The organism is Colwellia sp. Bg11-12 (assembly GCF_014076955.1).
GTDB lineage: Bacteria > Pseudomonadota > Gammaproteobacteria > Enterobacterales > Alteromonadaceae > Colwellia_A.
On the sequence record NZ_JACGUZ010000050.1, the window covers coordinates 60862 to 86378 of the forward strand.

The following is a 25517-nucleotide window of genomic DNA, read 5'->3' on the forward strand; positions in this document are numbered from 1 at the left end:
TACCTTATAGATGTTCGACTGCACTACCCTATTTACAGAGTCGCCTAAGCAATGGGACTATCAGTAACTTCACCACCTAATCAAGTTGTGGTGGTAGCCTCTAAAAGTGCCGGTTGTTGTATTTTTATATGCGCCACGTCATCAAAGATGATGTGCTTTGTATAATATTAATTTCCGTCATAATATTATACAAAATATTCACTATATTTATCTATTTTAACCTTTACTGTTAAAGTCGATTTAAGGGGATATTTAAAGACTTCTCATTGCGCACTCATCTTTGTTAGCGCGCTATTTGAATTTCTCGATATTTCATATACAGCACTTTGAAGCGTTCATACTCGAAAGCCGAACCCGAGGCGTAATACCTAAACGGCAAATTAGCACGAGTATTAATACTTCCCAATAATGAAAGAAACATTTCTTCTTCTGCTGTCATACCGAGTTCATCGATGACAACTTGCAAAGCAAACATATCTATCGAAGTCCCCGCAGCATCACGTAATGAAGATGGTCCTAATAATGGTAGAACTAAATAAGGTCCGGGATTAACTCCCCACACTCCCAGTGTTTGACCAAAGTCTTCATTTTGCTCGACCAAGCCTATTGATGTCGCCACATCAAATAACCCCAAAACCCCCACGGTGGTATTTACCGCAAAGCGACCCAAAGTTTCAGAAGCGACGCTGGGCTTACCTTGTAAAATAGCGTTAATAAAAACAGGGAATTCGCCTAAGTTTTTAAAAAAGTTACTAATACCTTTCTCAACAAGATCAGGTGTTACCGCTTTATAACCTGCAACAATTGGTAATAGTACATATTCGTCGGCTTTAGCATTGAAGTAATACATCCGGCGATTAAATCCTTCCCAAGGATCATCATATTGATTAGTAACCGCTTTTTCTTCATAGACCGAAGACAATTTAACCCGTGGTTTTTCAACATTGTCTTCTAATTCAGGTATAGATGAACATGCAGAAAGTAGCGCAATCAATAAAATAGCGAGACTTTGTGTTAATAATTTAAAAAACGCCATCATTGTTTAGCACCTTGAAATTGACTATTGAGGTACTCAACGAAACTGACTCTGTCGATGTTTCCACAGTGTCCGCCACGAGGAAATATTTTTGCCCTCAAACCAAAAACATCTTGTAAATATTCCACTTCACCTTTAGCTAAAATAATATCATCAGCATTAGTCACTAAACTTATTTTGTCTGAATGGCGTAAATAGTTTTCTATGTTTTTTAAACTCAGCCGAGCAATCAGTGCCTCGCGCGTTAAACTCGCATCGCTTTCTTGTTGCCAAGGTACCAGCACTTTTTCAAAGTACTCTTTAAAGGTAATAACACTTGCTCGATACATAGAATGAGTAATACTTTCAAATTTATTAATCTTATGATTTTTATATATAATACCACCAACGTTATAGCTAACATCTAATGCAAACAACATATCTGTTGACGACATCCGAAACGATGCACCTATTAACAGTTTTAGTTCCTCTTCTGACAAATTAGCATCTCTAAATAAAGCATAGATAGCACTTTGAGAAAATGAAGATGACTCTTGCTCTGCATAACTGTCAGCAAACCTTAAAAATATATCATCAAGCATCGTTGAAGCCGCATCTGGACCACCTTCTTTTAAATCTAAATAGCTATCAAGTATGTTAACTGAGTTGTATAAACTAACAGGAGGATTGATCAGAACGACTTTTTCAAAGTTAAAAATCTGTTCACTTTCATCAAGTTGAGCAACATAGGCAGAATGAGCCCCACCCAAGCTATAACCTGTTAATGAAAAGGTGGTGGCGACAACATTGTCTTCAGTGATAACTTGCTGATAAACCTTTTTCATTATGCGATAGAGGTTTTTAGCATCTTGTTCTAGCACACCTGGGAAATCAGTACTCGAATCTAAGTTAATGATAAAATTAGAATATGTCGGCGAAGAAAGAGATATGACATGATAGCCTTGTTGATATAAGGTTTTTTGTAGGCTAATCATCTTTGCACTATTGTAACTTGCTCCGGTACCAGCAATGACAAAAGCTAATGGAGCTTTTTCTTCTTGCTTTACTAATGAATATTTCATTTTAGTGCTATACCAAAACACGTCAGGAATCGACGCGACAGAACGCAGTGCTATTTCTTTTTCAATGGTGGGAATTTCTGTCGGTAATGCAGCTTCAGCTTCTTGACAATACCCTGTAACCGTCGCTTGATATTGTGTGTATTCAATATCACAAGTCTCTGCTTTTACTTCGAGTGGCGGTTGGGGATTAGCACTACACGCTGTTATGAACAACACAATAACTATGCTTTTAAATCGCACGACTTTCCTTATTAATTCAATATTATATGCTTTTATCTCTGCATATAATTATAACTGACTATTTACGGTGCTCCAAAAAAGCAAAGGATGCCGTTAAGCTAACTCAGCCACTAAATTGTTAAAATAAAGCGTATTAATGATCTATTTATATTTTATCAATGCCACTTTATTTCTGTTTTGTTCTGTTGCTCATTAACTTTAATCCTTATAAATATCAATAAATAAGATAATAAAATAATATTCCTATTAAAAATAACGCCTTTTTTATAATACTTGCCTATAGTTAAAAAGAGCATGAAGTCTTAATTTTTCCAATAGGTTATTTAATGAAAATATTTATAAAATTAATCTTATCAATGCTATTTATAGTTGGTGTATTATTTAATGCACACGCTTATAGCGAGGAAAAAAATTCCAATAGCATTATTGATGGAGCATTAATTAGCGACTGGGCCAACTCGGCATTAATTTTTAATTCATTAAATCAAGCCTATGATTTAGAAGCATTAGGTTTCCCCATTTCAAACGAAAATATCAGCCCTACAAATACACCATTAATGAACAAGCTTGAAACGCATCAAGTTGCGGTCATTTTTGAAAATGACGCATTTAGTGCCCAAAGTGGTTTTTTAACCAAAAAAGTCGACCAAGTCAGTGAGCAAGCTTTTTTTATTCAAGGTAGCTATAGGGTGCTACAAGAAGAAAATTTCACCTTACTCGTCACCGCAAAAATAGAGTCTTTGAATGAGCATTCCATTTATCAGTTTTATAGTAATGACTTTGTTTCTCGCGAAACAGCTGCCACAAATGCCACTGGTTCAAAATCTTATGCTAGGTTCGGCATTTTGGGGCAGTACTCAATCAACAGTAATTGGTATTTAACTGGCGGACTAACCTCTACAGCTCATGAAGAATCATCGAATAGCTTGCCCGTTTATAATATGCAAAAAGAACAAGTGGCTGTGTTTGGTACAACCTATACTTTCTAACCGTAAATCGTTGCAAAAACAGAGTAAAAAGGCGCTATCATAAAATGATAGCGCCTTTTTTAATTATACTATTTATATGGAAATTTTAGAGGGTTAGAACAAGCTTTCATCTAAATCAAATAGCGTATCACAACCGGCTTTAATAGAGGCTGCGAGTGACAAACGACGTGGCAACAAACGTGCAAAGTAGTAGCGCGCTGTTTTTATTTTACTTTCGTAAAATTCATCACTTGAACCTTCTTGAGCCAAAGCTGATTCAGCCATTTTTGCCCAAACAAATGCCATTGCTGTGTAACCAAAGACATGTAAATAATCATTAGCTGATGTACCCAACTCTTCAATATTGCCTTGAGCGGCTTTAAGAATATGCTGGGTTAATTCAGCTAAATCAATATTGGCATCTTTTAACGGCTGGATAAATTCTTGCATATTAGTTGCTGATGTTTGCTCAATGTAAGTGTTCACTTCATTGATAAAAACCTGCATTAATTCGCCTTTACTTGCCGAAACTTTTCTCGCTAATAAATCCATCGCTTGAATGCCATTAGTGCCTTCATATATTTGTGCAATGCGAACATCTCTCACTAACTGTTCTTGTCCCCATTCACGAATATAGCCGTGGCCGCCCAATATTTGTTGACCTGCAACGGTATTATCAAGACCTAAATCGGTAAAAAAAGCTTTTGCTAAAGGTGTCATGAGTGCAGACAAACTCTCGCCCTTGGCTTTTAATTCACCTTCACCATAAGTTGCCATATCAAGTGTCATTGAAATATACGTAGACAATGCTCGTGAACCTTCAGTTAATGCCTTCATGTTCAGTAACATACGACGTACGTCACCATGAACAATGATAGGATCAGCTGCTTTTTCTGGATATTTAGCACCCGACAGTGAACGACCTTGTAAACGTTCTTTAGCATATTCTAAAGCGTTCTGGTAGGAACGTTCTGCCGCACCAATACCTTGGATGCCGACGCCGATGCGCTCAAAGTTCATCATGGTGAACATACAAGCTAGACCCTTGTTTTCTTCACCGACCAAGTAACCTTTTGAACCATCAAAATTCATTACACAAGTTGCAGAAGCATGGATACCCATTTTGTGCTCAATTGATCCACAAGTAACATTGTTAAAGTCGCCTAAGGACTCATCTTCATTAACTTGATATTTAGGCACTAAAAAGAGGGAAATACCACGAGGTCCCGCTGGTGCGCCTGGTAATTTCGCCAGTACTAAATGGACAATATTTTCAGTGATGTCATGTTCACCAGCGGTAATAAATATTTTTGTACCTGTTACCGCAAAGCTGCCATCTTCTTGAGGAATAGCTTTGGTATAAATCAAACCTAAATCAGTACCGGAATGTGGTTCAGTTAAACACATCGTTGCCATCCAGTCGCCAGCATATAAGCGCGTTAAATAACGCTCTTTTAATTCATCTGTCGCATGTTTAGCAATAGATAAACCGGCACCTGCCGTTAATCCTGGATATAATGAAAAAGCAATATCAGCTGAACACAGCATTTCTTCGTGTAATGCAGTAATGACTTTAGGCATACCCATGCCACCAAATTCAGGTTCACCACCTAAACTTGTCCAACCACCGTCAGAATAAGTTTTAAATGCCTCTTTATAACCAGGAGCAGTTGTTACCTTTCCTTCATTAAAGCTCACACCAATTTCATCGCCTTGGCGTGAAAGAGGTGCAATTTCTTGTTCAGCTATTTTGGCACATTCTTGTAAAATGGCTTGTGCTGTCTCGCGATCAACATGTTCTGATAAACTAGGCATTGACTGCCACATTGCTTCCATTGAAAAAACATCATATAACAAAAAATTCATATCTTTTAATGGTGCTTGATAATCAGCCACGGTATTCTCCTCGTTTTTTATGTTACTACAAATAACATTAATTTAACTTTTGAAACAATCATTTCAAACATGCGTTTGAATATAGCAAAATCTCCTTAAAAGTAAAGCGTCAACGATTAAATATTCCGTTATCGCTTTGCCATTGGTATGAAAAGTAAAAATGCGTTAATGTTAGATTAGATGATATTTTTGTTAGTGGTTTGATTATTCTCGATGATTCGCGATATTTTAAATAAAATTCTTTGCATTGCTCTTTACTTTTTTATGCCTTCTTTGGCTTTTGCCGATCAACTTGCCTTTTCAAAAATAGAAAAAGGTGACAACTATCAATTTAATTATCAATGGCTCGACTCTCAAGGTGACACGCAAAACCTGCAGTTTATACTGACTAAGCGAGCATTGTTTGATCGTTTCAGAAATTTCAAAGTGTTTAAGCCTGAGATGGCAAAATTCTCAATTAATAATGCGCTACAAAAAAAGCTGCGTGCAGAGCCTATTAATGACGTAATGATAAATTTTAGCAAAAATACCGATGACGGTGAAATTGTCATAAAAGGTAGAAATAACCAAGCAATCAATTCAGCTTATGCCAAAATATATCAACTTAAACAGACGTTAGGTGATGAATACCTAGCTAAAAATTATTATCATCAATTTATAACTCACGATCAAATAAACGCTGTAAAACCCAATCATGGCCAATTTGCCAGTATTTCTAGCATCGATTTAAAGTCAGTGAAACCCATAATTCTTGAGAAATTTTCAATAAGAAATATTCGAAAAGTGACTGATTATGTTCTAGGGTTTGTACAAAGTATTCCTTACGCAACGTTAGAATCAAGGGTAACCGCTTCTGGTGCCGGATTTAATCCGCCATTAAAACTATTATGGGAAAACCAAGGAGATTGTGACAGTAAAGTAACGCTAACGGCTGCGATTCTGCGCAGTCTGATGCCACGTATAAAAATGATTTTAGTCTTTATTGATAATCACGCTTTATTGGGTATAAAAGTACCCGTGCAAGCTAATGACCAAACCATTGTTATTGATGAAATAACATATGTGCTCGCTGAGCCAACAGGCCCGATACTATTACCTTTAGGTGAAATAGCACAGGTATCTGAATTGGCCGTAGGTAATGGGCATTTCACCGCAGAGCTATTCCATGCAAAAGTAAAACCTCAACCCCAAAAGACGATTGAACAAAAAGACACGGCAATCACTGATGAGCAACAATAATTAAGTCTTTTTATGAAGTACTTCTAAAATACCAGAAAGTAATAATTCAGCATTAATAGGTTTTGCCATATGCTTATTCATTCCTGCCGCAAAGCTTCTTTCTTTGTCTTCTTGTCGAGCGTGAGCCGTCATAGCAATAATGGGTAAATGATCAAATTCTTTTTGCTGTCGAATTTTACGAGTTGCTGTTAACCCATCCATCACTGGCATTTGAATATCCATAAGTACCACTTCGATACCTTGATCTTTACTCGCCAGAACATCCAATGCCTCCTTACCATTTTCGGCAATAATAACATCAGCTTGCATCATTCTTAGTAGTTCTTTTGCGACCAGCTGATTCACTAAATTATCTTCAACGAGTAAAACAGTAATACCTTTTAAATTATTAATCTTTTGTGGATTTATTTTATCAGCAAGCAATTGATTATCGATACTTTTTACCACAAGTGATTTGTTGTCAACCGCCAAGAAGAGCTTACGGATAAAACTTCGGTAAAGGGGTTTTTCTAGTAACACATAAGGAAGTTTCAATGTTTCAATTCGTTCGATTATCTTCGACGATATTCCTTTCGCCATTTGATGACTTATTGCTAATAACACTTGATTATCAAGGCAGGTTTTATATATTTCTTCCGGGTTTTCATGAATATCTTCTTCGTCAATAATCATAGCGACATGTTTATCATTCTTGTAATTTTCAAGTGCTGAGAACGACGTAATATTAACGTGCTTTATTTGATATGCTGATAAGCTTTCTTTTAACGGTGCAGATAAACCTTGAGGAAAGCTGCATAACGTTAGCGCTAATGCCTCTTTTGATGAGCTGTCTTGGACAACGTTAAAAGGGAGGACAAAATTGAATATAGTCCCAGTACCTAATTCACTTTTCAGTGAAATTTCACCCGATAAAAGATTAACAATTTGCTGACAAATAGACAAACCTAATCCTGAACCACCATACTCGCGTGTCATTGACTCATCAGCTTGACGAAACGCCTCAAATAAATGCCCTTGCTTATCTTTAGCAATACCTATGCCGGTATCAGCAACAGTGAAGCGAACAAAAACGGGTGAATGAGCAAGTGTACTTTCTAAAGAGTCGGTGGTTGAATCAACCCTTTCAACACTGAGTGAAATTTCACCTTGATGGGTGAACTTCATGGCATTATTCAGTAAGTTTGTCAGTACTTGAACCAGTCTCATACCATCAGTTAGGACAATATCGGGAACATCAAAATCAATATTAATTTTCAGAGATAATTGCTTTTCGCTTATCATACCGATATTCAGTTTAACCGCTTGGTCAACAATTTCATCAATACTCTCTGGCATTTTTACAATAGACATATTCCCCGATTCTATTTTAGCTAAATCGAGAACTTCATCAACCAAGTGTAACAATGATACTGATGCCCCCTCTGCATTTAATAAATGTTGCTTCTGCTCATTAGTTAACCGTGTTCTTGCTAATAAAAATAACATACCTTTAATCGCGTTAATGGGCGTACGTATTTCATGACTCATGTTGGCTAAAAACTGACTTTTTGCTTGGTTAGCATACTCGGCTTGGTTTTTTGCTTGTTCCAAAGCGATATTCGCTGCATATTGCGCAGTAACATCTCGAACTAAATTAATAGTACCAACAATTTCAGCTGTCTGGCTGTAAAGCTGATTACTAAAAACTTCATAGGTATTAGATGAAGTTTCAACGACCTGCGCTAATCCTTGATCAGTTTTTCGGGTTAACGACGCCGCCGACATTGAAACTAATGATTGCCCTAACTCAAGACAGACCACTTCATCACTAGACTTACCAATAAGATCTAAGGAGGCCGCTTGAACAAAAGTTTCAAACGCTTTGTTATAACCAATCATTGCCCCATCTAAATCATTAAAAATAATATAATCTGGAATAGCATCCATCACCGAACGCAACAAAGCATAGTCACGTTGATGTTGTTCACTTTTAAGACGTAGCGCTTGAGTTTTCTCATTAACCCGCGTATCGAGAATAATATTTTGATCTTTAAGTTGCTGTAATAAAGTACGATTTTGTCCGAAAATATCTTCAACAATTTTAAACCAGTATGACCAGTCGGCAGGCGGCTTTACTTTACCAGGATCGCCCTGTGAACAATGCTCAATATGATTGATAAATTCTTTAGTCGGCTTCATAAAAGTTTTTCGCGTAACAACATAAATGATACTCATAAACGCAAATAGCCCTAAGAATAGCAAAATCAGCATCACAATAAAGCGGTTCAAAATAGGCGCAGTAAAATCTTGATAAGGCTGATACTTAAGTAACACCCAACCGTTTATAGGTAATTGATATTTTTGAATAAGCCATGAGCCCACTCGATAGCTATTTGGTAATTTATTGAGGCGCTTATAGGAATAATTGATGAGTTGCTTTGGTGCAATATCTTGCCAAGTAATTTTCGTTGATAAAGCTTTATTATCCGCTGTTTTATGAATAAGTATGTTGTTTTTTTCATCAATGAGCACAAGCCCTTGATTAGGTTTATTAACCTCAGGCAAGCCATCGCTTAAACTTGATAGGCTAAAATCCATTAGCACCGCACCTGCTAGTTTTTTATTGCGATAGACTGATGTCCCTAATGAAGAGCTTAACCCCTTCCCTGCTGAATCTAAATAAGGTGGCGACCAAAAAAAATTATTCTCTCCCGGCAACAAGGTTTTAATGCTATTAATATTGTTATTATTAAGGTTATGTTCTGAAAATCGCCAACTATCACGTCCTATCCAAGGGTAAAGACTGACAAATTGATTTAAAGACACATAATAAAACCAAGTCGATTCTTTAATTGAATTTTTTGCAATAATAAAAGCGGGTGTTAATGCATTAGCCATTGCTAATTCCTGCTTTTGTAACTCATCAAAATCAGCAACCTGACCTATTCCTGTTATACTTCCTCGATAATTTTTACGGTGTGCGAATGAGTCTCGACTATTTTTCTTTAAATAGAACTCATTACCATCTTGTGCAAGTGGTGGTGTGGTGGAGAGTAACTCTTCAGGAAAGGAAAGGTGATAATTTGCAAACTTTTTTATTCCTGCGATGCTTTTCAATCCCAAGATAAGAGTGTTTTCTAGCTGTTTGGCACGTGTATTTAACGTGCGAAGTTCTCGAGCTTGATAGGAGTCTAGCTCAACAAAATATCGATAAGAAGCTATCGAAACAGCAATGAATGTTATAACAATAAATACCGCTAAAACAGAGCGATTGTAACGACTAAATACCTGTTCTTTAGAATACTTACCAAACAATGCAACAACCTTATATTTATTCTGATAATTTGTTATTCACTTCGAGTAAGACATCTTACTGAAAATATTCTTTGATAACTAGTCTGCAGGCTAAGTCGTGCAAATATCACTAACAAAAAAGGCTCAAAAATGAGCCTTATTCATCTTAATATCTAAACAACTATCACCCCTATAAATTTTCCTCTGCAAAAGAGGCTAACCGACTTCTGACCACACCATTTAAGTTGATTGTTGAGCTACCCGAAAAATCTTTAAAGCGTTCAACAATATAGGTCAGCCCTGACGTAACAGCGGTTAAGTAATTACTATCGATTTGCGCAAGATTACCTGAGCACACGAGTTTTGTCCCTTCACCACAACGTGTGATAATCGTTTTTAACTGCGATGCTGTTAAGTTTTGACATTCGTCGAGTAACACCAAAGAATTCTGAATACTTCGACCACGCATAAAATTCACTGATTTAAATTGAATGTTGGCTTTTTCCATAATGTAATCAAGACTACCATTCATATTTTCATCTTGTTTATGTAAGACTTCTAATGAATCTGTTATTGCCGCTAGCCAAGGTGCCATTTTCTCTTCTTCGGTACCGGGTAAGAAGCCAATAGATTCGGCAATTTCAGGGGTACTACGTGTTACGATAACTTTATCGTATAAGCCACGTTCAATGACTTGTTCAAGCGCTGATGCCAATGCTAATAATGTTTTACCACACCCCGCTGGGCCTGTAAGAATGACTAAATCTATTGTAGGGTCGAGTAAAGCGTCCATTGCCATACCTTGGTAGATGTTTTTTGGATGAATACCCCATGCCTGTTTCGCCATTAAACGTTCTCGGCTCAAATCTGTTACCGCAAGTTTGTCATCGTCCCAACCAATGACCTTACCCGCAAAGTGTTCGCTCTCATCAATAAGGTATTCATTCATATAAGTATTGGGGAGTACATCACGTTTAATATAGTGGGTGGTATTTCGACCTTCTGTTTCGCTTTCACACTCTTTGACATGTTGCCAAAAATCCCCCTCAAACTTATGATAACCTTTAGTTAAAAACTTAATATCATCAATAAGTTGATCTGTTCGGTAATCTTCAACATAAGCTAAACCTGCCCCTTTAGCTTTTAAACGCATATTAATATCTTTAGTCACTAACACCACTTTATTGGGCGATTTTTTCTCCTGCATATATAAAGCGGCATTAATAATACGGTTGTCATTTTCATTGAAAGATAAGCAACCTGTTTTTTGCTCCAACGTATAATCATTGAAAATAGATAAACAACCACTGGGATGTTCTGCATCATTTTGAGGCAATTTAACACCCGCGAGTACTTCTTCAGGTGTGGCGTCGACAAGTACATCTTCAAGTGCACGTATAGCAACACGGGCATCTCGACTAACATCTTTTTGGCGGTCTTTAATGGAGTCTAATTCTTCAAGGACGGTCATGGGGACGACTACGTCATGCTCTTTAAAGGAGAGGAAAGCAAAGGGTTCGTGTAATAAAATATTTGTGTCTAATACGTAAATAATTTTTTCTTCATTCATACAAAGATCTCCGATCTAAGTTAAAAGAAACAGAAGAATCGGTATGTAAGCTAATCACCGAGTATTCAGCTGCTGACTAAAAAACCAAAAACAGTAACCATCACCTTATTACCTGAATGATAATTCTACTTTGCCAGCTAAATTTATCACTGGCAAGTGACATCTTAAGATTATTTATCCTCAGACAAACTTTATTGAACCGTTTTATAAATTCTCTGCATTTTTTGGTGATCATAGCTATGATTAACGTTACTATAGCGCCCTTTTTTAATGCCATCTTTGGCGTGTTCTGTTGCACAAGTTTTTTATAATCGTGCAAGATTTTAATTTTGGAGTTTTTATATGGTTTTTTACCCTGGTCAACGATGGATAAGTGACGGAGAGTCGGATCAAGGATTAGGCACGGTCTTAACGGTTGAACACCGATTTGTATCAATTCTATTTACCGCTACCGGTGAATCACGCCAATATGCCATAGCAAACGCCCCATTAACCCGTGTTATTTTCAACCAAGGTGACAACATTCCGAGCCATGAAGGCTGGATGTTAACCGTTGACAGAATTGAAGACATTGATAATTTACTGACCTATCACGGTAAACGCCAAGATAATGGTGAAGAAACATCACTAAAAGAAGTGATGATTGACCATTTTATCAAATTTAATAAACCACACGATCGACTGCTAAATGGTCAAGTTGACCGTCTCGACTGGTTTCGTTTACGTAAAGACAGTTTAAAACACCAACACACTCAACAGCAATCTCCCTTGATGGGCTTAAGTGGTGGCAGAGTCAGTTTAATTCCTCATCAATTATATATCGCTGAAGAAGTCGGTTGCAGATTTGCGCCTCGTGTATTACTGGCCGATGAAGTAGGTTTAGGTAAAACGATTGAAGCAGGTTTAATTATTCATCAGCAACTCGTAACAGGTCGCGCCAAGCGTATTTTGATTATTGTACCTGAGTCACTGATGCACCAGTGGTTAGTTGAAATGTTACGACGCTTTAACTTACATTTCAGCATTTTTGATAGTGAACGCTGCCAAGAAATTAAAAACTCGGGTGAACAAGAAAACCCATTCAGTACTGAGCAACTGGTATTAGTTAATTTGGATTTTGTCACACAAAACCCAGAATGGTACGAAGACTTGATCGCAGAAGACTGGGATTTAATGGTTGTTGATGAAGCTCATCACTTAAATTGGCATCAAGATAACCCCAGTATTGAGTATTTATGTGTTGAACAATTGGCCCAAAGTATCCCGGGTGTTTTATTATTAACAGCGACGCCTGACCAACTCGGTCATGAAAGCCACTTCGCTCGATTACGCTTACTTGACCCTGATCGTTTCTTTGATTATCAAAAATTTACTGAAGAAGAAAGCCACTATACTGAGGTTGCTAATGCTGCCAATGCCTTAGTTGCTAAAGTTGCTTTATCTGTAGAACAGCAAGTTACGCTGACCGAGCTATTAAAAGAAACAGATATCAGTAAACACCTGGTAAATATTAATCTCATCGCTAAAACGGATAAAGAAGCACTTGAACAAACAGCTTCACGTGAGCAAGTACTTACACAGCTACTTGATCGTCATGGCACAGGGCGTATTCTTTTTAGAAACAGCAGAAATACCATCAAAGGTTTCCCTGAACGAGAATTACATTCAACACCTTTATCCTTGCCTGAAGCTTATCAAGACCACATTAATGAATTTTTGTTGTCAGACAGTAGTGAGAATTTAAAAGCGTTATCACAAGCAAAACATATTTTTACACCTGAAATTATGTTTTCGTTAAATAGTCATGAAAACTGGACCGATATTGATCCCCGTGTTGACTATTTAATAGAGCTATTACAAACCCTAAAGAAAGAAAAGCTACTGGTCATTTGTGCACATGCTCAAACAGCTATTGATTTAGAAGCCGCATTACGTGTAAAAGAAGGTATTCGAGCGGCTGTTTTCCATGAAGGTTTGAGTATTTTTGAACGAGACAAAGCGGCCGCTTATTTTGCTCAAGACGAAGACAGTGCACAATGTTTACTGTGTTCTGAAATTGGCAGTGAAGGGAGAAACTTCCAATTTGCACATCATTTGGTGTTATTTGATTTACCTCAAAACCCCGATCTTTTAGAACAACGTATTGGCCGTTTAGACCGTATAGGGCAAACACAAACGATACGCTTGCATGTGCCTTATTTTGCTGATTCGGCGCAAGGTTTACTTTTTAACTGGTATCAAAATGGTTTAAATGCATTTGAACATACTTGTATTACGGGTCGTGCTATTTTTGATGACTTTGGTGAGCAATTATTTGATTTAGCTTTAGCGGCACAATGGCAGTCTAGCGCAGCTGAAAAATTAATTGATGAAAGTCATGCTAAGCATTTAACCCTTAAAGCTAATTTAGAATCAGGACGAGATAAGTTATTAGAATTGCGCTCTTCTGGACAAGGCCGTTCACACGAATTAGTCAAAGAAATATCTGCACTAGATCAACAAATTGAATTGCCACAATTCATGTTTCAAGTACTTGATGTTTTTGGTATCACCCAAGACGACAAGTCAGATAATGCAATTGCTTTACAGCCCAGTGAACATATGCTTTGTGGTAATTTCCCTTGCTTACCTGATGATGGTACTACCATCACGTTTAATCGGGATACGGCATTAGCCTGTGAAGATTATCATTTATTAACATGGGATCATCCTATGGTCCGTGGCGCTATGGATTTAGTCCTTAGCGATCAAACCGGCAACTCCAGCATCGGCTTATTGAAGAACCCTGCATTACCTGCAGGTACATTTTTCATCGAGTGTATTTTTACTGTTGAAGCAACTGCGCCAAACCATCTACAACTTGGCCGTTATTTACCCACTACCCCCATTCGTGTGCTTGTTGATAAAAACGGTAACGACTTGGCGGATAAAGTCAGTGAGAACGTTTTAGATCAGCAGCTCGCACCGGTTAAAAAGCAAGTCGCTTTGCAATTAGTCAAGGCGTTGAGAGAGCAAGTAACACCTTTAGTGGCTAAAGCTGAAGGACATGCTCAACCTCAAGTTATTAATATTCAAGCTAAAGCACTTGCAAATATGCATAAAAATTTAGATGAGAAATTTCAACGATTAACCGCATTAAAATCAATTAATCCTAGTGTTCGTCAACAAGAGTTAGATTTTATCAAAGTACAACAAAATGAATTAAGTCACTATATTAGTAAAGCACAATTAAAGTTTGAAGCGATACGCTTAATTGTGGTGAGTAACTAATCATGTCGACCAATAAAGAAAAACAAACTGAGCTACAAGCACAACAAAAAGTTGTGCGAATGGTTCCAAATCCTGACTTTGTTTATTGCCCTCCAATGTCTCCTTATCTTGATATCATTTATCAAGATAATGATATTGTTGTGCTTAATAAACAAAGTGGCTTACTCACTGTTTCAGGCCGTTTGCCCGCTCATAAAGACTGTTTACAAAGCAGAGTTAATAAAGTCCTGCCTACGGCAACCGTTGTGCATAGACTCGATATGGCAACATCAGGTATCTTGATTATGGCATTGCACAAGCCTGCGCATGTAGCAATTAGCCGGATGTTTCAACAACGAGAAACTAAGAAAAGTTATATTGCGCGAGTATATGGTCATATGAAAGCAGAGAGTGGCTCGGTTGATCAGCCACTTATTTGTGACTGGCCAAATCGTCCTCGACAAATGGTTGATCATGAACGTGGCAAACAATCACTGACTCACTACAAAGTTTTATCTCGAGATACCGATGAAAATGCTGTGCCAAGCACTTTAGTAGAATTAACCCCTATAACAGGGCGTTCTCATCAATTGCGTGTCCATATGCTATTTTTAGGTCATCCTATTCTCGGTGACCGATTATACTCACACGAAGAAGCAGTTACCGCTAGCCCACGTTTATTGCTACATGCACAAATGTTAGAACTAGCGCATCCTGTAAATGACAAGACACTCACTTTCAACGTTCCTTGTCCTTTTATTTGATGCTAAGCTCTTTCTTGTTAAGAAAATAAAGTTTCTGCCGATAACTTATAAAGCACCTTTTAACAAATTATCGGTAAATTTTTCCCCTTCGATCTTTAAGGAACTTATGTTAAACCGTTTTTTAACTTCGTTAATCATTCTTTGCTTATTCACTTTTAGTGCGGGTAATAGTTATGGTTTACGCTATCAAGAAGAAACTAAAACTGAACAGAAAAAAACAAAAGAGAACAAAGCAGCAACCAAAGAAGGGGAAGATAAGCCCGATGATACAGACAAAATAATCATTAAAAAGCGCCCTGAAATTTTTGCCCCTATTAATGCCCTTCTACAAAAAGAACAAGACCTGAGCCATTACTTAGCCGCTGAAAAATTGACACCTATGCTCGCTGGAGCTCAAGACTTTATTACCATCATTAATGAAAATACGGCAAGCAATCAAAAGGGGGTAATGATATTACTGCCTGACTGGGAAATGAGTGCAAAAAGTAGTAATGCGTTAAATTACTTACAAAGAATGCTACCAAATCAAGGCTGGACGACGATTGCTATTCAACCTCCCAGTAGGCCAGTCGATTACCCTTCTAATGCATTGAAGCTACCGCTTCAACTTGAAGAAAATAACAAACACTTAATTGAACACCAAGAAAAATTAACCTTAATGATGACTGCAGTAATGGAGAAGGCGAAAGATTATCCTGGAATATTTGTTGTGGTATCACAAGGTAGTCATGCAATATTACTTGCCGACTTATACGCCGCAGGAAAGCTTCAATCACCCAGTGCATTGGTAATACTTAGTGGGTATATGAATACAGCAGTTGATAGCCTCTCATTTGCCAAGTCACTGGCAAAAAGTCAGTTTCCTGTCTTAGACCTCTACTTATCAAGAGAGCATCAATTGGCAAATACCGATGCAATACTTCGTAAAGCACAAGCGACAAAAGAAATGAAAGTGTATTACCGACAAACTCAATTACATAATAACCAAGTAGGCTATTATCCTGAGAAGCAACTATTGAGGTCAATAAACGGTTGGCTTAAATCAATTGGTTGGTAAAATGATCACCCACAGTCTGCAGTAGTAAAGAAAGACAAGATAAGAACAACAAACAAAAAGGCCTGTTGAATATATTTATTCAACAGGCCTTTTTTAATCGTTTATGCTTAAAGAAACGACAACTTAGTCGCCATTCATTTTAAGTTATTATAGTTTAAACTCTTGCACTGATTGCTGTAATTCTTCAGCTAACTTAGCCACTTCATTACTTGATTGAGCTGTTTGTTGCGCACCTGCCGTGGTTTGCTCAGCAATTGCAACAATAGACTCTAAGTTCTCACTGATTTCATGAGCAACAACACTTTGCTCTTCTGCAGCAGAAGCGATTTGAGTACTTTTGTCAAAGGCTTCATGAACCGAGTGAGTGATCGTTTGCAGTGCTTTCTCAGCTTCTTCACTTTGCTCAACACAATTGGCCGCTTGTTTTTTACCAATGTCCATAACACTAACCGCACGTTGAGCACCACTTTGTAGTACCTCAATCATATTTTGTATTTCTTGTGTTGATACTTGTGTTCTACTGGCAAGCGTTCTTACTTCATCAGCAACAACCGCAAATCCACGACCTTGTTCTCCCGCTCGTGCAGCTTCAATGGCAGCATTTAATGCCAGTAAGTTGGTCTGTTCAGCGATACCACGAATAACATCAAGAATGCCGCCAATAGAAGCACTATCTTGTTGTAGTTTATTAATAACTTGCGCAGCTTCATCCACTTCATCAGCTAATAGTCCAATGGTTTGACGATTACGTTCAGAAATAATTTTGATACGTTTCGCTTCATCATCAGCTTGTTTTATTTCACCCAGCGTATCATTAGCACTTGATAAAACACTTTGAGAAGTACTGCTCATTTGTGTTGTTGCTGAGGCAGCTTGTTCAACCTGTGAACGTTGCTCTGCAATCGCAACCGTACCTTGTGCTGTTACCGCTGAAGTTTCTTCTGCAGCAGTTGCCAGTTGTGTTGATCGACTGACAATACCCTGAATAAGGGTACGTAAACTATCAATTAATAAATTACAGTTACGTGATAATTCTGCAAATTCATCATTGCCACTTTCATCTAATTTATGTGACAAGTCGCCAGAGGAAACAATGTTTAGCATTTTATTCACAAGGCTTAATGGGCGAGTAATACTGATAAGGGTAAACCATGCAATAGTAATTGCGGCAGCAATTGAAAAAATCATAATACCAATAGTTTGTGTCGTACCATCAGAAACTTTCTCTTGAACAAGGTGACCTGCATCTTTGGCAGTTTTATCTGCAAGGTCTACTTGCGTTGCTAATATAGCATTGGCTTTTTTGATATCTTTTTCAGCAGCATCTAAGTTGTCTGTTGCCGTTTGTAAGGCTAATAGCTGTTTTTCTTTATGAGAAAAAATATCATCGTTAGAGTTAATGAGGTTAGTCAATTCACTTAAAGCCACTGATAAATCATCTGCTACGTCTTCTGCGCCGTTATTAGACAATTCAGAAATAATATCTATAAATGATTTTTTAACATCTACAAAAGCATTAGTAATTTGATTACCAACTAAATCTACTGATGATCTATCAAGTAATCCTCTGTATTCAAGTGCCGAACTTACAACACCGTTAAGCAGAGTTTCTATACTCTCACCTAAACTAACTGCTCGCTGTAGTTTAGTGTCAGCTAGGTCATGGTCCGCGAGATCTAATAATAACGTTGCAGCATCATCCGCTTTGTCTTCAAGGCTACTGATTTTTTTACGTAACGTAAGCGCTTCATTAATGCTCATTTGTCGATTACTGAAAACTAAGCCAATTTCTTGTTCAAGTTGCGCGTAAACTGAATCGACTTTACGTAGATTAGACAATAATGAATTTTCATTTTGGACAACAGTTTTTAATTTTTGCAGCTCTGTTGAAAAACCTTCTTTTTCTTGGTTAAAAGAAGCGAGGTTAGTACTAAGTGGCGCTAACTCTGTTTGGTAGTATGCACGTAAAGTAACATTACCTATTTGCGTTAAGGTCGTAGCAAGTTTGTTACTGCCTTGTAAGGTGGGTATCGCTAGTTCACTTTGCTGAACTGTAGAGCCTTTAATTATGTTTAAATTCCATAAAGATATGGCACTAGTTATTACCAGCAAAACTGCAATAATGGCAAAACCACCCATTATTTTCATTGCTACCGTTAAATTCATAAATATCACCGTGTAAATAGATAGTATTGAGTACGAGTGTAAACTAAATTAACTGCTAATTTTTTAGTTGCAACTCTTTAGTTTCAAAGTCAATAATCATAGATTATTGTCGATTAGATTATCGGCTAATGTTATCAAACATTAAGCCATGAAGTTCAGTATAACAAGCTTAATCTATTTTTCATCTTTAGTTATTGCTTTATCGTGAGTTTTTTTATTTTTTTTCTCTCGTTTATTCTCTCTATGAGAGTGTTCTGTGAATAATTTTTTGTCAGACCATCTTAAGAGCGTTAAATGCCCGCCCCACACACAGCCGGTATCGAGCGCATAAATATTTTCAGCGGAACAATGCCCCATTAATGAGGCCCAATGACCAAATACCCATGAATAATCGTTTTTATTTTGAGCAAAATCAAACCAAGGTTTTATATGACTTGGCGCTTGTTCTATGGAAAGTTTACATGAAAATTCTAATGCCTGATTAAGTTGGCAGTAGCGCATTCTGGTGAGTGAGTTAACGGTTATTCTAAATTTTTCATCAGGAGATTGAGCTAATGACCATTGTGTAGGCTCTTCACCATACATAATTGCTAGCCATTCTTTTCGGAGCCCTGAAGCCAATTTTTTATTAACTTCGTTTGCTTGTAGTATTGCTTCTTCAGGAGACCAAAATGGCGGTAAACCCGCATGGCTCATATAAACATTTTCATTAGGCATTTTTTGAATCAGGGGCTGTTTTGCGAGCCAGTCCATTAATTCATTAACATCTGGAGCCGCTAATAATTCATCAAAAAAATCTGCAGGCTTTGCTTTTTTTAACCCTGCATGAATCGCTAATAGATGCAGGTCATGATTACCTAAAACAACTTTGGCACTATCACCTAATGCTTTTACGTACCTGAGTGTTTTTAAAGAATCGGGGCCTCTAGCAACAAGATCGCCAGCAAGCCAAAGCTGGTCATTTACCGGTTCAAATGCGACTTGGTCAAGTAAAGCGCGGAGCTCATGATAACAACCTTGAACATCTCCAACAAAATAAATGGCCATAACGGTGTTCTCGCTCTTAATTTAAAATGAGAGGTTGGGCTAAGCCAAAAACAGGTATCTCAACTTGTAGCAAGTTTTTATCATCACTGAGCATTTGATAATGCCCCTGCATGGTGCCAACAGGCGTTTTTAATACGCAACCACTGGTGTAGCTGTAGTTTTTTTCTGGGGCTATTGTCGGTTGCTTACCAATGACTCCCTCACCGACAACTGTCGAGGTTTTATTGTCGCCATCAGTAATTAACCAATAACGAGACAATAATTTAATGGGCTTGGTACTGTTATTAGTAATACTAATGGTATAACTAAAAATATAATTTTTTTCGTTTTCAATCAGTTGCGAAGCAATGTATTCTGTTTTAACGCTTACTGAAATATCATCTTTCATTCCAATTGACTCGACTGTTTCCAGCGGTGACTTTACACTCATAACTCGACCGGATTATCTGTTAAAAAGTTGGCAAGCTTGATGTAGTCACTAATGGGTAGGTTTTCAGCACGAAGCCTAGCATCAATACCTAAATCGGCTAATTGCTCAACAGTAAATAACTTTTTAAAACTATTACGTATGGTTTTTCTACGTTGATTAAATGCCGCTAGACAAACTTGATTGAGCGAGCGAATGTCTTTTACAGGATTTTTAATTTCGCGATGCGGTATTAATCTTACAATAGCAGAGTCAACTTTTGGCGCAGGTTTAAACGCTTCAGGCCCTATTTGCATAACAGGAATAACTTGGCACTGATATTGAGTCATAATTGAAAGTCGTCCATAAGCTTTGCAATTTTCACTCGCAGCCATTCGTTGAACAACTTCTTTTTGTAGCATGAAATGCATATCTTTCACACTATCTTTAAAAGTAAGTAGGTGGAAAATTAATGGTGTTGAAATATTGTAAGGTAAATTGCCAAAAATCCTTAAAGGTTTTTCTTTGGTCGCTATCTCACTAAAGTCAAATTTCAATGCATCAGCTTCATAAATGGTCAATTTTGAGGCAATAAAAGGATGATGGCGTAAACGATGAGCAAGATCTCTATCAAGTTCAACCACTGAAATAGCACCTGCTCGTTCAATGACAGGCTCGGTTAATGCCCCTAACCCTGGACCAATTTCAATAAGGTTTTCACCCGGTTCTGGATCGATAGCATCAACAATTTTGCTGATAACACCTTCGTCATGTAAAAAATTTTGTCCGAAGCGTTTTTTAGCCTGATGGCCTAAATGAGTTTTATTATTCATGATTGATTATTTGCTAATTTAATGGCGGTGGTGATAGCTTCAATAATACTTCCTGAATCAGCTAAATTTGTACCAGCTAATTCAAGTGCTGTACCGTGGTCTACTGAAGTTCTAATAAAGGGTAAGCCTAAGGTAATGTTAACCGATGAACCAAAGCCTTTATATTTCAATACAGGCAGTCCTTGGTCGTGATACATAGTTAAAATAGCATCGGCATCTTTTAGATACTTTTCTTGAAAGATAGTATCTGCAGGCAATGGCCCTATAAGCTTGAGACCTTCATCCCTTAAGGTATTTAAGGCGGGGATCATTACATCGATTTCTTCTCGGCCTAAATGCCCGTCTTCACCGGCATGAGGGTTTATGCCACAGACATAGATTTTAGGCTCTTTAATACCAAATTTGTTAATAAGGTCGGTATTTAAAATACGCGTTACTTTTTGTAAACGTTCTGCTGTTATCGCTTTAGACACATAAGCTAAAGGAATATGCGTTGTGACAAGTGCCACCCTTAAACCTTCAGTTGCCAACATCATCACGACATCCGCACAATTGGCTTGGCTGGCGAAATATTCAGTATGTCCACTAAAAGCAATGCCAGCTTTATTGATTAATCCTTTATGTACAGGACCCGTAACGATGGCATCGATTTCTCCCGAAATGTTTTTTTCACTGGCAATTCTTAATGTTTCAATAACATAACTGCCATTTTCAGCATTAAGCTCACCTGGAACACAAGGTTCAGCCATATCAACCGAGAGTATTGTTAAAGTACCTGCTTTTTGTGGTTTTGCAGCTACCGCACTATCATAATCAATAAGTGTTAGTGGTAAACCTAAAGTGGCTGCTCGCTCTTGCATCAATTTTTTACAAGCAACAACCACAAGCTCAACTGACCAATCTTGTTGTGCTATAGCGATAGTTAAATCAGGGCCAATTCCCGCAGGTTCACCTGGAGTAATGGCTATGCGTTTTATCATTATTTTTTATCTCTATTGAAAATCTCTATATATGCTTCGTCGCGAAGCTCTTTAAGCCAGCGCGCACTTTCTAGACTAAACTTTCGATTAAAAAGAATTCTTCTTGCTTTATTTTCGTTCATCTGTTCTGTTGCATCAAGCGTTCTACGGCCTGTTAGCTGTGCTAAATGCCAGCCAAATGAAGATCTAAAAGGCTTATGTATTTCATCAACTTTCAAACGAGCTAACGCATTCTTAAAAGCGGGGTCATAAGCATCAGGGTCTGCCCAACCTAAGTCACCACCCCTCACTGAGGTAGGTCCGTCAGAATGCGCTTTAGCGAGGTCAGCAAAATCGGCTTCTCCAGCATTAATTTGATCCATATAGCCTTGTAACAGCGCTTCTGCCTTGGCCTCGCTTAAGATAACGGATGGTTCTATCAATATATGTCGTGATTTTACTTCTTCTACTTCAACAATCTGTCTACCACGAATATCTATAATTTTTACGATACTAAAACCTAAGCCTGTACGGATAGGTCCTAAAATTGCTTCTTTACTTTCGCCATCAACAATAGATGAGAATAGCGTGGGTAATTCATTGATGTTTTTCCAGCCTAAGTCACCCCCTTCTAGAGCATTTGAACCACCAGAAGAAGCAATAGCAATTTTAGCAAAATCACTGCCGTTGTTAAGTAATTCAATCACTTTCTCAGCACGCACTTTTGCAGCGTTCATATCAGCTTGTGTTGGTTCGGTTGGAAACTCAATAAGTATGTGACCTAAGCGGTATTCAACGTCAGCAGTTGTTTGCTCTTTCATTGAAGAAAGTAAGTTAGCCACATCTTGTGGTGAAATATAAATACGGCGCTGCACACTGTTTCGGCGAACTTCGCCAGAAATAAGCTCCGTTCTAACATCTTCACGATACTTGTCGTAATCTGTGCCATCTTTAACAATATTTTGGCGGAACTCTTCTAACGTTAATTTTTCTTCTTTAGCAATATTCGTTAAGGTTTCATCAAGCTGAGCATCACTCACTTGCACACCCATACGCTCACCAAGTTGAGTAATTAAACTATCGTTAATCAACTTTTCAGTAACCTGCGTTCTTAACGCTTTGTCTGAGGGTAATTCTTGTTGTTTCTTTTCTGCTTGCTTTTTGATGGTTGCGATTAAGTCTTTGATTTCAGACTCTAAGACAACGCCACCATTTACAATAGCTGATACTCGATCAAGTTCAACCTGTTCCGCTTGTACTGGAAAAAAAGAAGTTATCGCCAAAGCGCTTGTTAAAAGTAAAAATTTCAATGATTTTTTCATGTATCGTCTATTTCTTATATTTAATTATTGAGAAAGTAAGGGCGTTTGTAGCCAAATATACTTGAGTTGAACATATCTGTAATGTCTTTTGTTCTCATGCTAAATCTTATCATAAAACCATTGTTGAATTCATCGCGATTTTCATTATTACCGGACGTCTCATCAAAGTTCGCAGTGATATAGCGATGATAAGCAAAGCTAAGTGACCAACAGCAACTTTGGTACTGTAAACCTGCATAAGTTTCTATGCTGCGATTTTGCTGTAAATCTTGAGTTATTCTCGTAATAACTTGCCAGTTATTATTTATTCTAACGTTCCCCGCTAAAGACAGTTGTTCTAATGTCATACCTGAGACATCACGAGTATATCGATGGTTCAATTGTATTGTTTGATTTTTACTAAAAAGATAATCAATGCTGGTTTGGCTCTTATTGGTGACATCATCTTCAGTATTATATTGAATGTCACTGCTGAATTGCCATTTTCTATTTATACGTGCGTATACTTCTGCTGCTAGCGCAGAGGTGTCAGCGACAATACCTTGATTTTCATCTAACGTAAAATTACTGTCATTTAGATAAACAATTCGTCCTAAGCTCAAACGAAATTGCTCTTGATTTGTACTATCTAATAAACGACTGGTTACACCCCAAGAATATTGATTAGCTTGCGCTATTCTATCTAAACCACTAAAGCGTTTATCCCTAAACAAACCATTATAATCATCTTGTAACGGTGTCGTATCGTAAACCCCGATGTTACTTTGGTCTTTCTCTGGAATGTATAAATATTGTAGCTGAGGCTCTAAGGTCTGCGTAAAACCCTTTCCCCAAAAGCGCGTTTGTCGGTCAAAGTTAACTCCACCATGAAAGCGCACTTTGGGTAAGGTTCTGCTGACATTTTCTTCAAGCTTACTGTCTACAGGAATATTGTCTTGTTCATAATGCGTTTGTAATAATTTAAATTCTGAATTTAAAAACCATGCAGGTGTAACCATCGGAAAAGTAAAGCCCGCTTCTACATGGTAGCGCTTTGCTGTCGGTAGCGTTTCATCCGCGGAATCAAAATTTGTTACTTCTGAATAAACGTCAAACAGGCCATCTAATAAATCAATTTCTTGATGGCTATTCAGCTCAAGTTGAGCAAGCGCTTTATAGTTTGTTTGATTATCACCTAATACCTCAAAATCTTGTAGTTTGACTTTAGCTTGCCAACTATCAGCGAAATAAGCTAACTCACCCGTTTGGTATAAATAAGCATCATTGTCATTGTAATGCTTACTACCAATGTCAACTAAGTAGTTATCATCACTAATTGCGGTGTAATCAATATAAGCACGAAACCTTTCTGAAAAAGTACCTACATGCTGCATACGCACTAAATAACGTGCATCACTACTTTGTTCTTGTTCATTGTCTTGATCTAAGTATTCGAGATCAAATTGTCCTTGTTGCTCATCGTACAAATAACGAAATTCGGTAATCAACTGATTGCCGCGTTTTAACATATATTTAGGAGTAATAGTTGCATCTATATTAGGCGCTATATTCCAGTAATAGGGAATTGATGTGGTGAAACCTGATTTACCCGAACTACCAATTTCAGGATATAAAAAGCCAGACTGTCTTTCATCACCAATCGGAATGGTAAAATAAGGAAGGTATAAGACCGGCACATTAAACACTGAAAATCTTGCATGATAGGCTTCTAAATAATTTTCATTTTTAGAAATATTAATTTCACTGGCATTCATTTGCCAATCAGGTGAAGCGCCATAACAAGTCGTAAAAGAAGAATCAATTAATGACAGCGTTCCTTCTTTAGAAACGGCAATGACTCCAGCACCTCCGTGACCTGCTATACCAGTAAGCTGGTATTGAGTATTGTGTAAGGTCGTTGCGCCAAGAGTTTCACTAATATTCAATTGATCCGCAAAAATATCAATACCTTTATTTTGAAAATGAATATCGCCTGTCGCATTAATTGTCGATTTCTCTCGGTTTAGCTCTACCTCATTAGCTAGAACTGTCTGCTGATTATTTAACAGCATGACATTACCCGTAAATTTGGCGACTTTATTTTTATTAATACCCGTTTTTTCAGCCAAAATAGTAATTGCTTTACTATTTTCAATAGATTGAGGCTCAGTTAATTGCGGGTAAGTAGGTATAGGGCATTGAGCCATATCATCGAGAACATGTGTTACTTGTTCAGCAAAGCTATATTTAGCTATTGATAAACAAGCAATTATTAAAATTAAATAACGCGGAAATGACATTAAAAGTCCGATAGGTAAATGATTAAAGCAATAAAAAGAAAAGCGAGCAACATTTTATACTCAAACACTTAGATAATATAGCAATTTTCTTTAGTGTGCTAATTCGGTATATTGGTACTCCTAATGGACATTACATATTTTTGCTGCCATTA

The 25517-nt window shown here is 37.5% G+C and carries 17 protein-coding genes; 5 read left to right on the top strand and 12 right to left on the bottom strand.

Annotation, left to right across the window (positions count from 1 at the left end):
* Positions 1 to 283: 283 nt before the first annotated feature.
* Together H4J39_RS02165 and H4J39_RS02170 are read right to left on the bottom strand one after the other, a co-directional pair.
* The gene (locus H4J39_RS02165; protein ID WP_182179150.1) at positions 284 to 1039 is read right to left on the bottom strand and encodes a VacJ family lipoprotein; all 756 of its coding nucleotides are present in this window, start codon (positions 1037 to 1039) and stop codon (positions 284 to 286) included.
* Entirely contained in the window at positions 1036 to 2337 is a 1302-nt protein-coding gene (locus H4J39_RS02170; RefSeq protein WP_182225781.1) for an alpha/beta hydrolase, read from the bottom strand. Before H4J39_RS02170 ends, H4J39_RS02165 begins: the two co-directional genes overlap by 4 nt.
* Positions 2338 to 2663: 326 nt before the next feature.
* On the opposite strand from H4J39_RS02170, the gene H4J39_RS02175 reads away from it, so the two are divergent.
* On the top strand, positions 2664 to 3326 hold the full coding sequence (locus H4J39_RS02175; RefSeq protein ID WP_182225782.1) for a hypothetical protein: 663 nt from the start codon (positions 2664 to 2666) through the stop codon (positions 3324 to 3326).
* Positions 3327 to 3419: 93 nt separating this feature from the next.
* Here the strand turns inward: H4J39_RS02175 and H4J39_RS02180 are convergent, their stop codons facing one another.
* Positions 3420 to 5201, bottom strand: a complete 1782-nt coding sequence (locus H4J39_RS02180) for an acyl-CoA dehydrogenase C-terminal domain-containing protein (protein ID WP_182225783.1) — start codon at positions 5199 to 5201, stop codon at positions 3420 to 3422.
* 213 nt (positions 5202 to 5414) lie between these two features.
* Here H4J39_RS02180 and H4J39_RS02185 point away from each other — a divergent pair, with 213 nt between their 5' ends.
* The gene (locus tag H4J39_RS02185; RefSeq protein ID WP_182225784.1) at positions 5415 to 6440 is read left to right on the top strand and encodes a hypothetical protein; all 1026 of its coding nucleotides are present in this window, start codon (positions 5415 to 5417) and stop codon (positions 6438 to 6440) included.
* On the opposite strand, the gene H4J39_RS02190 is transcribed toward H4J39_RS02185, so the two are convergent.
* Positions 6441 to 9734: an ATP-binding protein gene (locus H4J39_RS02190; RefSeq protein ID WP_182225785.1), complete on the bottom strand. Its 3294-nt coding sequence runs from the start codon at positions 9732 to 9734 to the stop codon at positions 6441 to 6443.
* Between the two features lie 169 nt (positions 9735 to 9903).
* The gene (locus H4J39_RS02195; protein ID WP_182225786.1) at positions 9904 to 11283 is read right to left on the bottom strand and encodes a PhoH family protein; all 1380 of its coding nucleotides are present in this window, start codon (positions 11281 to 11283) and stop codon (positions 9904 to 9906) included.
* A 342-nt stretch (positions 11284 to 11625) separates the two neighbouring features.
* Here H4J39_RS02195 and rapA point away from each other — a divergent pair, with 342 nt between their 5' ends.
* The 3 genes from rapA to H4J39_RS02210 all read left to right on the top strand — a co-directional run bounded on the left by rapA (position 11626) and on the right by H4J39_RS02210 (position 16353).
* Entirely contained in the window at positions 11626 to 14553 is a 2928-nt protein-coding gene (gene rapA, locus H4J39_RS02200; protein ID WP_182225787.1) for an RNA polymerase-associated protein RapA, read from the top strand.
* A gap of 59 nt (positions 14554 to 14612) precedes the next feature.
* Entirely contained in the window at positions 14613 to 15296 is a 684-nt protein-coding gene (locus H4J39_RS02205; RefSeq protein WP_182225869.1) for a pseudouridine synthase, read from the top strand.
* Positions 15297 to 15402: 106 nt separating this feature from the next.
* The gene (locus H4J39_RS02210) at positions 15403 to 16353 is read left to right on the top strand and encodes a DUF3530 family protein (protein ID WP_182225788.1); all 951 of its coding nucleotides are present in this window, start codon (positions 15403 to 15405) and stop codon (positions 16351 to 16353) included.
* A gap of 147 nt (positions 16354 to 16500) precedes the next feature.
* Here H4J39_RS02210 and H4J39_RS02215 read toward each other — a convergent pair whose 3' ends face one another.
* The 7 genes from H4J39_RS02215 to H4J39_RS02245 all read right to left on the bottom strand — a co-directional run bounded on the left by H4J39_RS02215 (position 16501) and on the right by H4J39_RS02245 (position 25365).
* Positions 16501 to 18519, bottom strand: a complete 2019-nt coding sequence (locus H4J39_RS02215) for a methyl-accepting chemotaxis protein (protein ID WP_182225789.1) — start codon at positions 18517 to 18519, stop codon at positions 16501 to 16503.
* A gap of 174 nt (positions 18520 to 18693) precedes the next feature.
* Positions 18694 to 19566, bottom strand: a complete 873-nt coding sequence (locus H4J39_RS02220) for a symmetrical bis(5'-nucleosyl)-tetraphosphatase (RefSeq protein ID WP_182225790.1) — start codon at positions 19564 to 19566, stop codon at positions 18694 to 18696.
* Positions 19567 to 19582: 16 nt separating this feature from the next.
* A complete protein-coding gene (apaG, locus tag H4J39_RS02225; protein WP_259368723.1) occupies positions 19583 to 19996 on the bottom strand; it encodes a Co2+/Mg2+ efflux protein ApaG in 414 nt (137 codons plus the stop codon).
* Positions 19993 to 20805, bottom strand: coding sequence for a 16S rRNA (adenine(1518)-N(6)/adenine(1519)-N(6))-dimethyltransferase RsmA (gene rsmA / locus H4J39_RS02230; protein ID WP_182179126.1), 813 nt, complete (start codon positions 20803 to 20805; stop codon positions 19993 to 19995). Before rsmA ends, apaG begins: the two co-directional genes overlap by 4 nt.
* Positions 20802 to 21785: a 4-hydroxythreonine-4-phosphate dehydrogenase PdxA gene (pdxA, locus tag H4J39_RS02235; RefSeq protein WP_220462102.1), complete on the bottom strand. Its 984-nt coding sequence runs from the start codon at positions 21783 to 21785 to the stop codon at positions 20802 to 20804. The genes rsmA and pdxA overlap by 4 nt, the downstream gene beginning before the upstream one ends.
* Positions 21785 to 23086: a peptidylprolyl isomerase SurA gene (gene surA, locus H4J39_RS02240; protein WP_182225791.1), complete on the bottom strand. Its 1302-nt coding sequence runs from the start codon at positions 23084 to 23086 to the stop codon at positions 21785 to 21787. Before surA ends, pdxA begins: the two co-directional genes overlap by 1 nt.
* A 20-nt stretch (positions 23087 to 23106) precedes the next feature.
* Complete coding sequence (locus H4J39_RS02245) at positions 23107 to 25365, bottom strand: LPS-assembly protein LptD (RefSeq protein ID WP_182225792.1); 2259 nt, start codon at positions 25363 to 25365, stop codon at positions 23107 to 23109.
* Positions 25366 to 25517 lie beyond the last annotated feature (152 nt).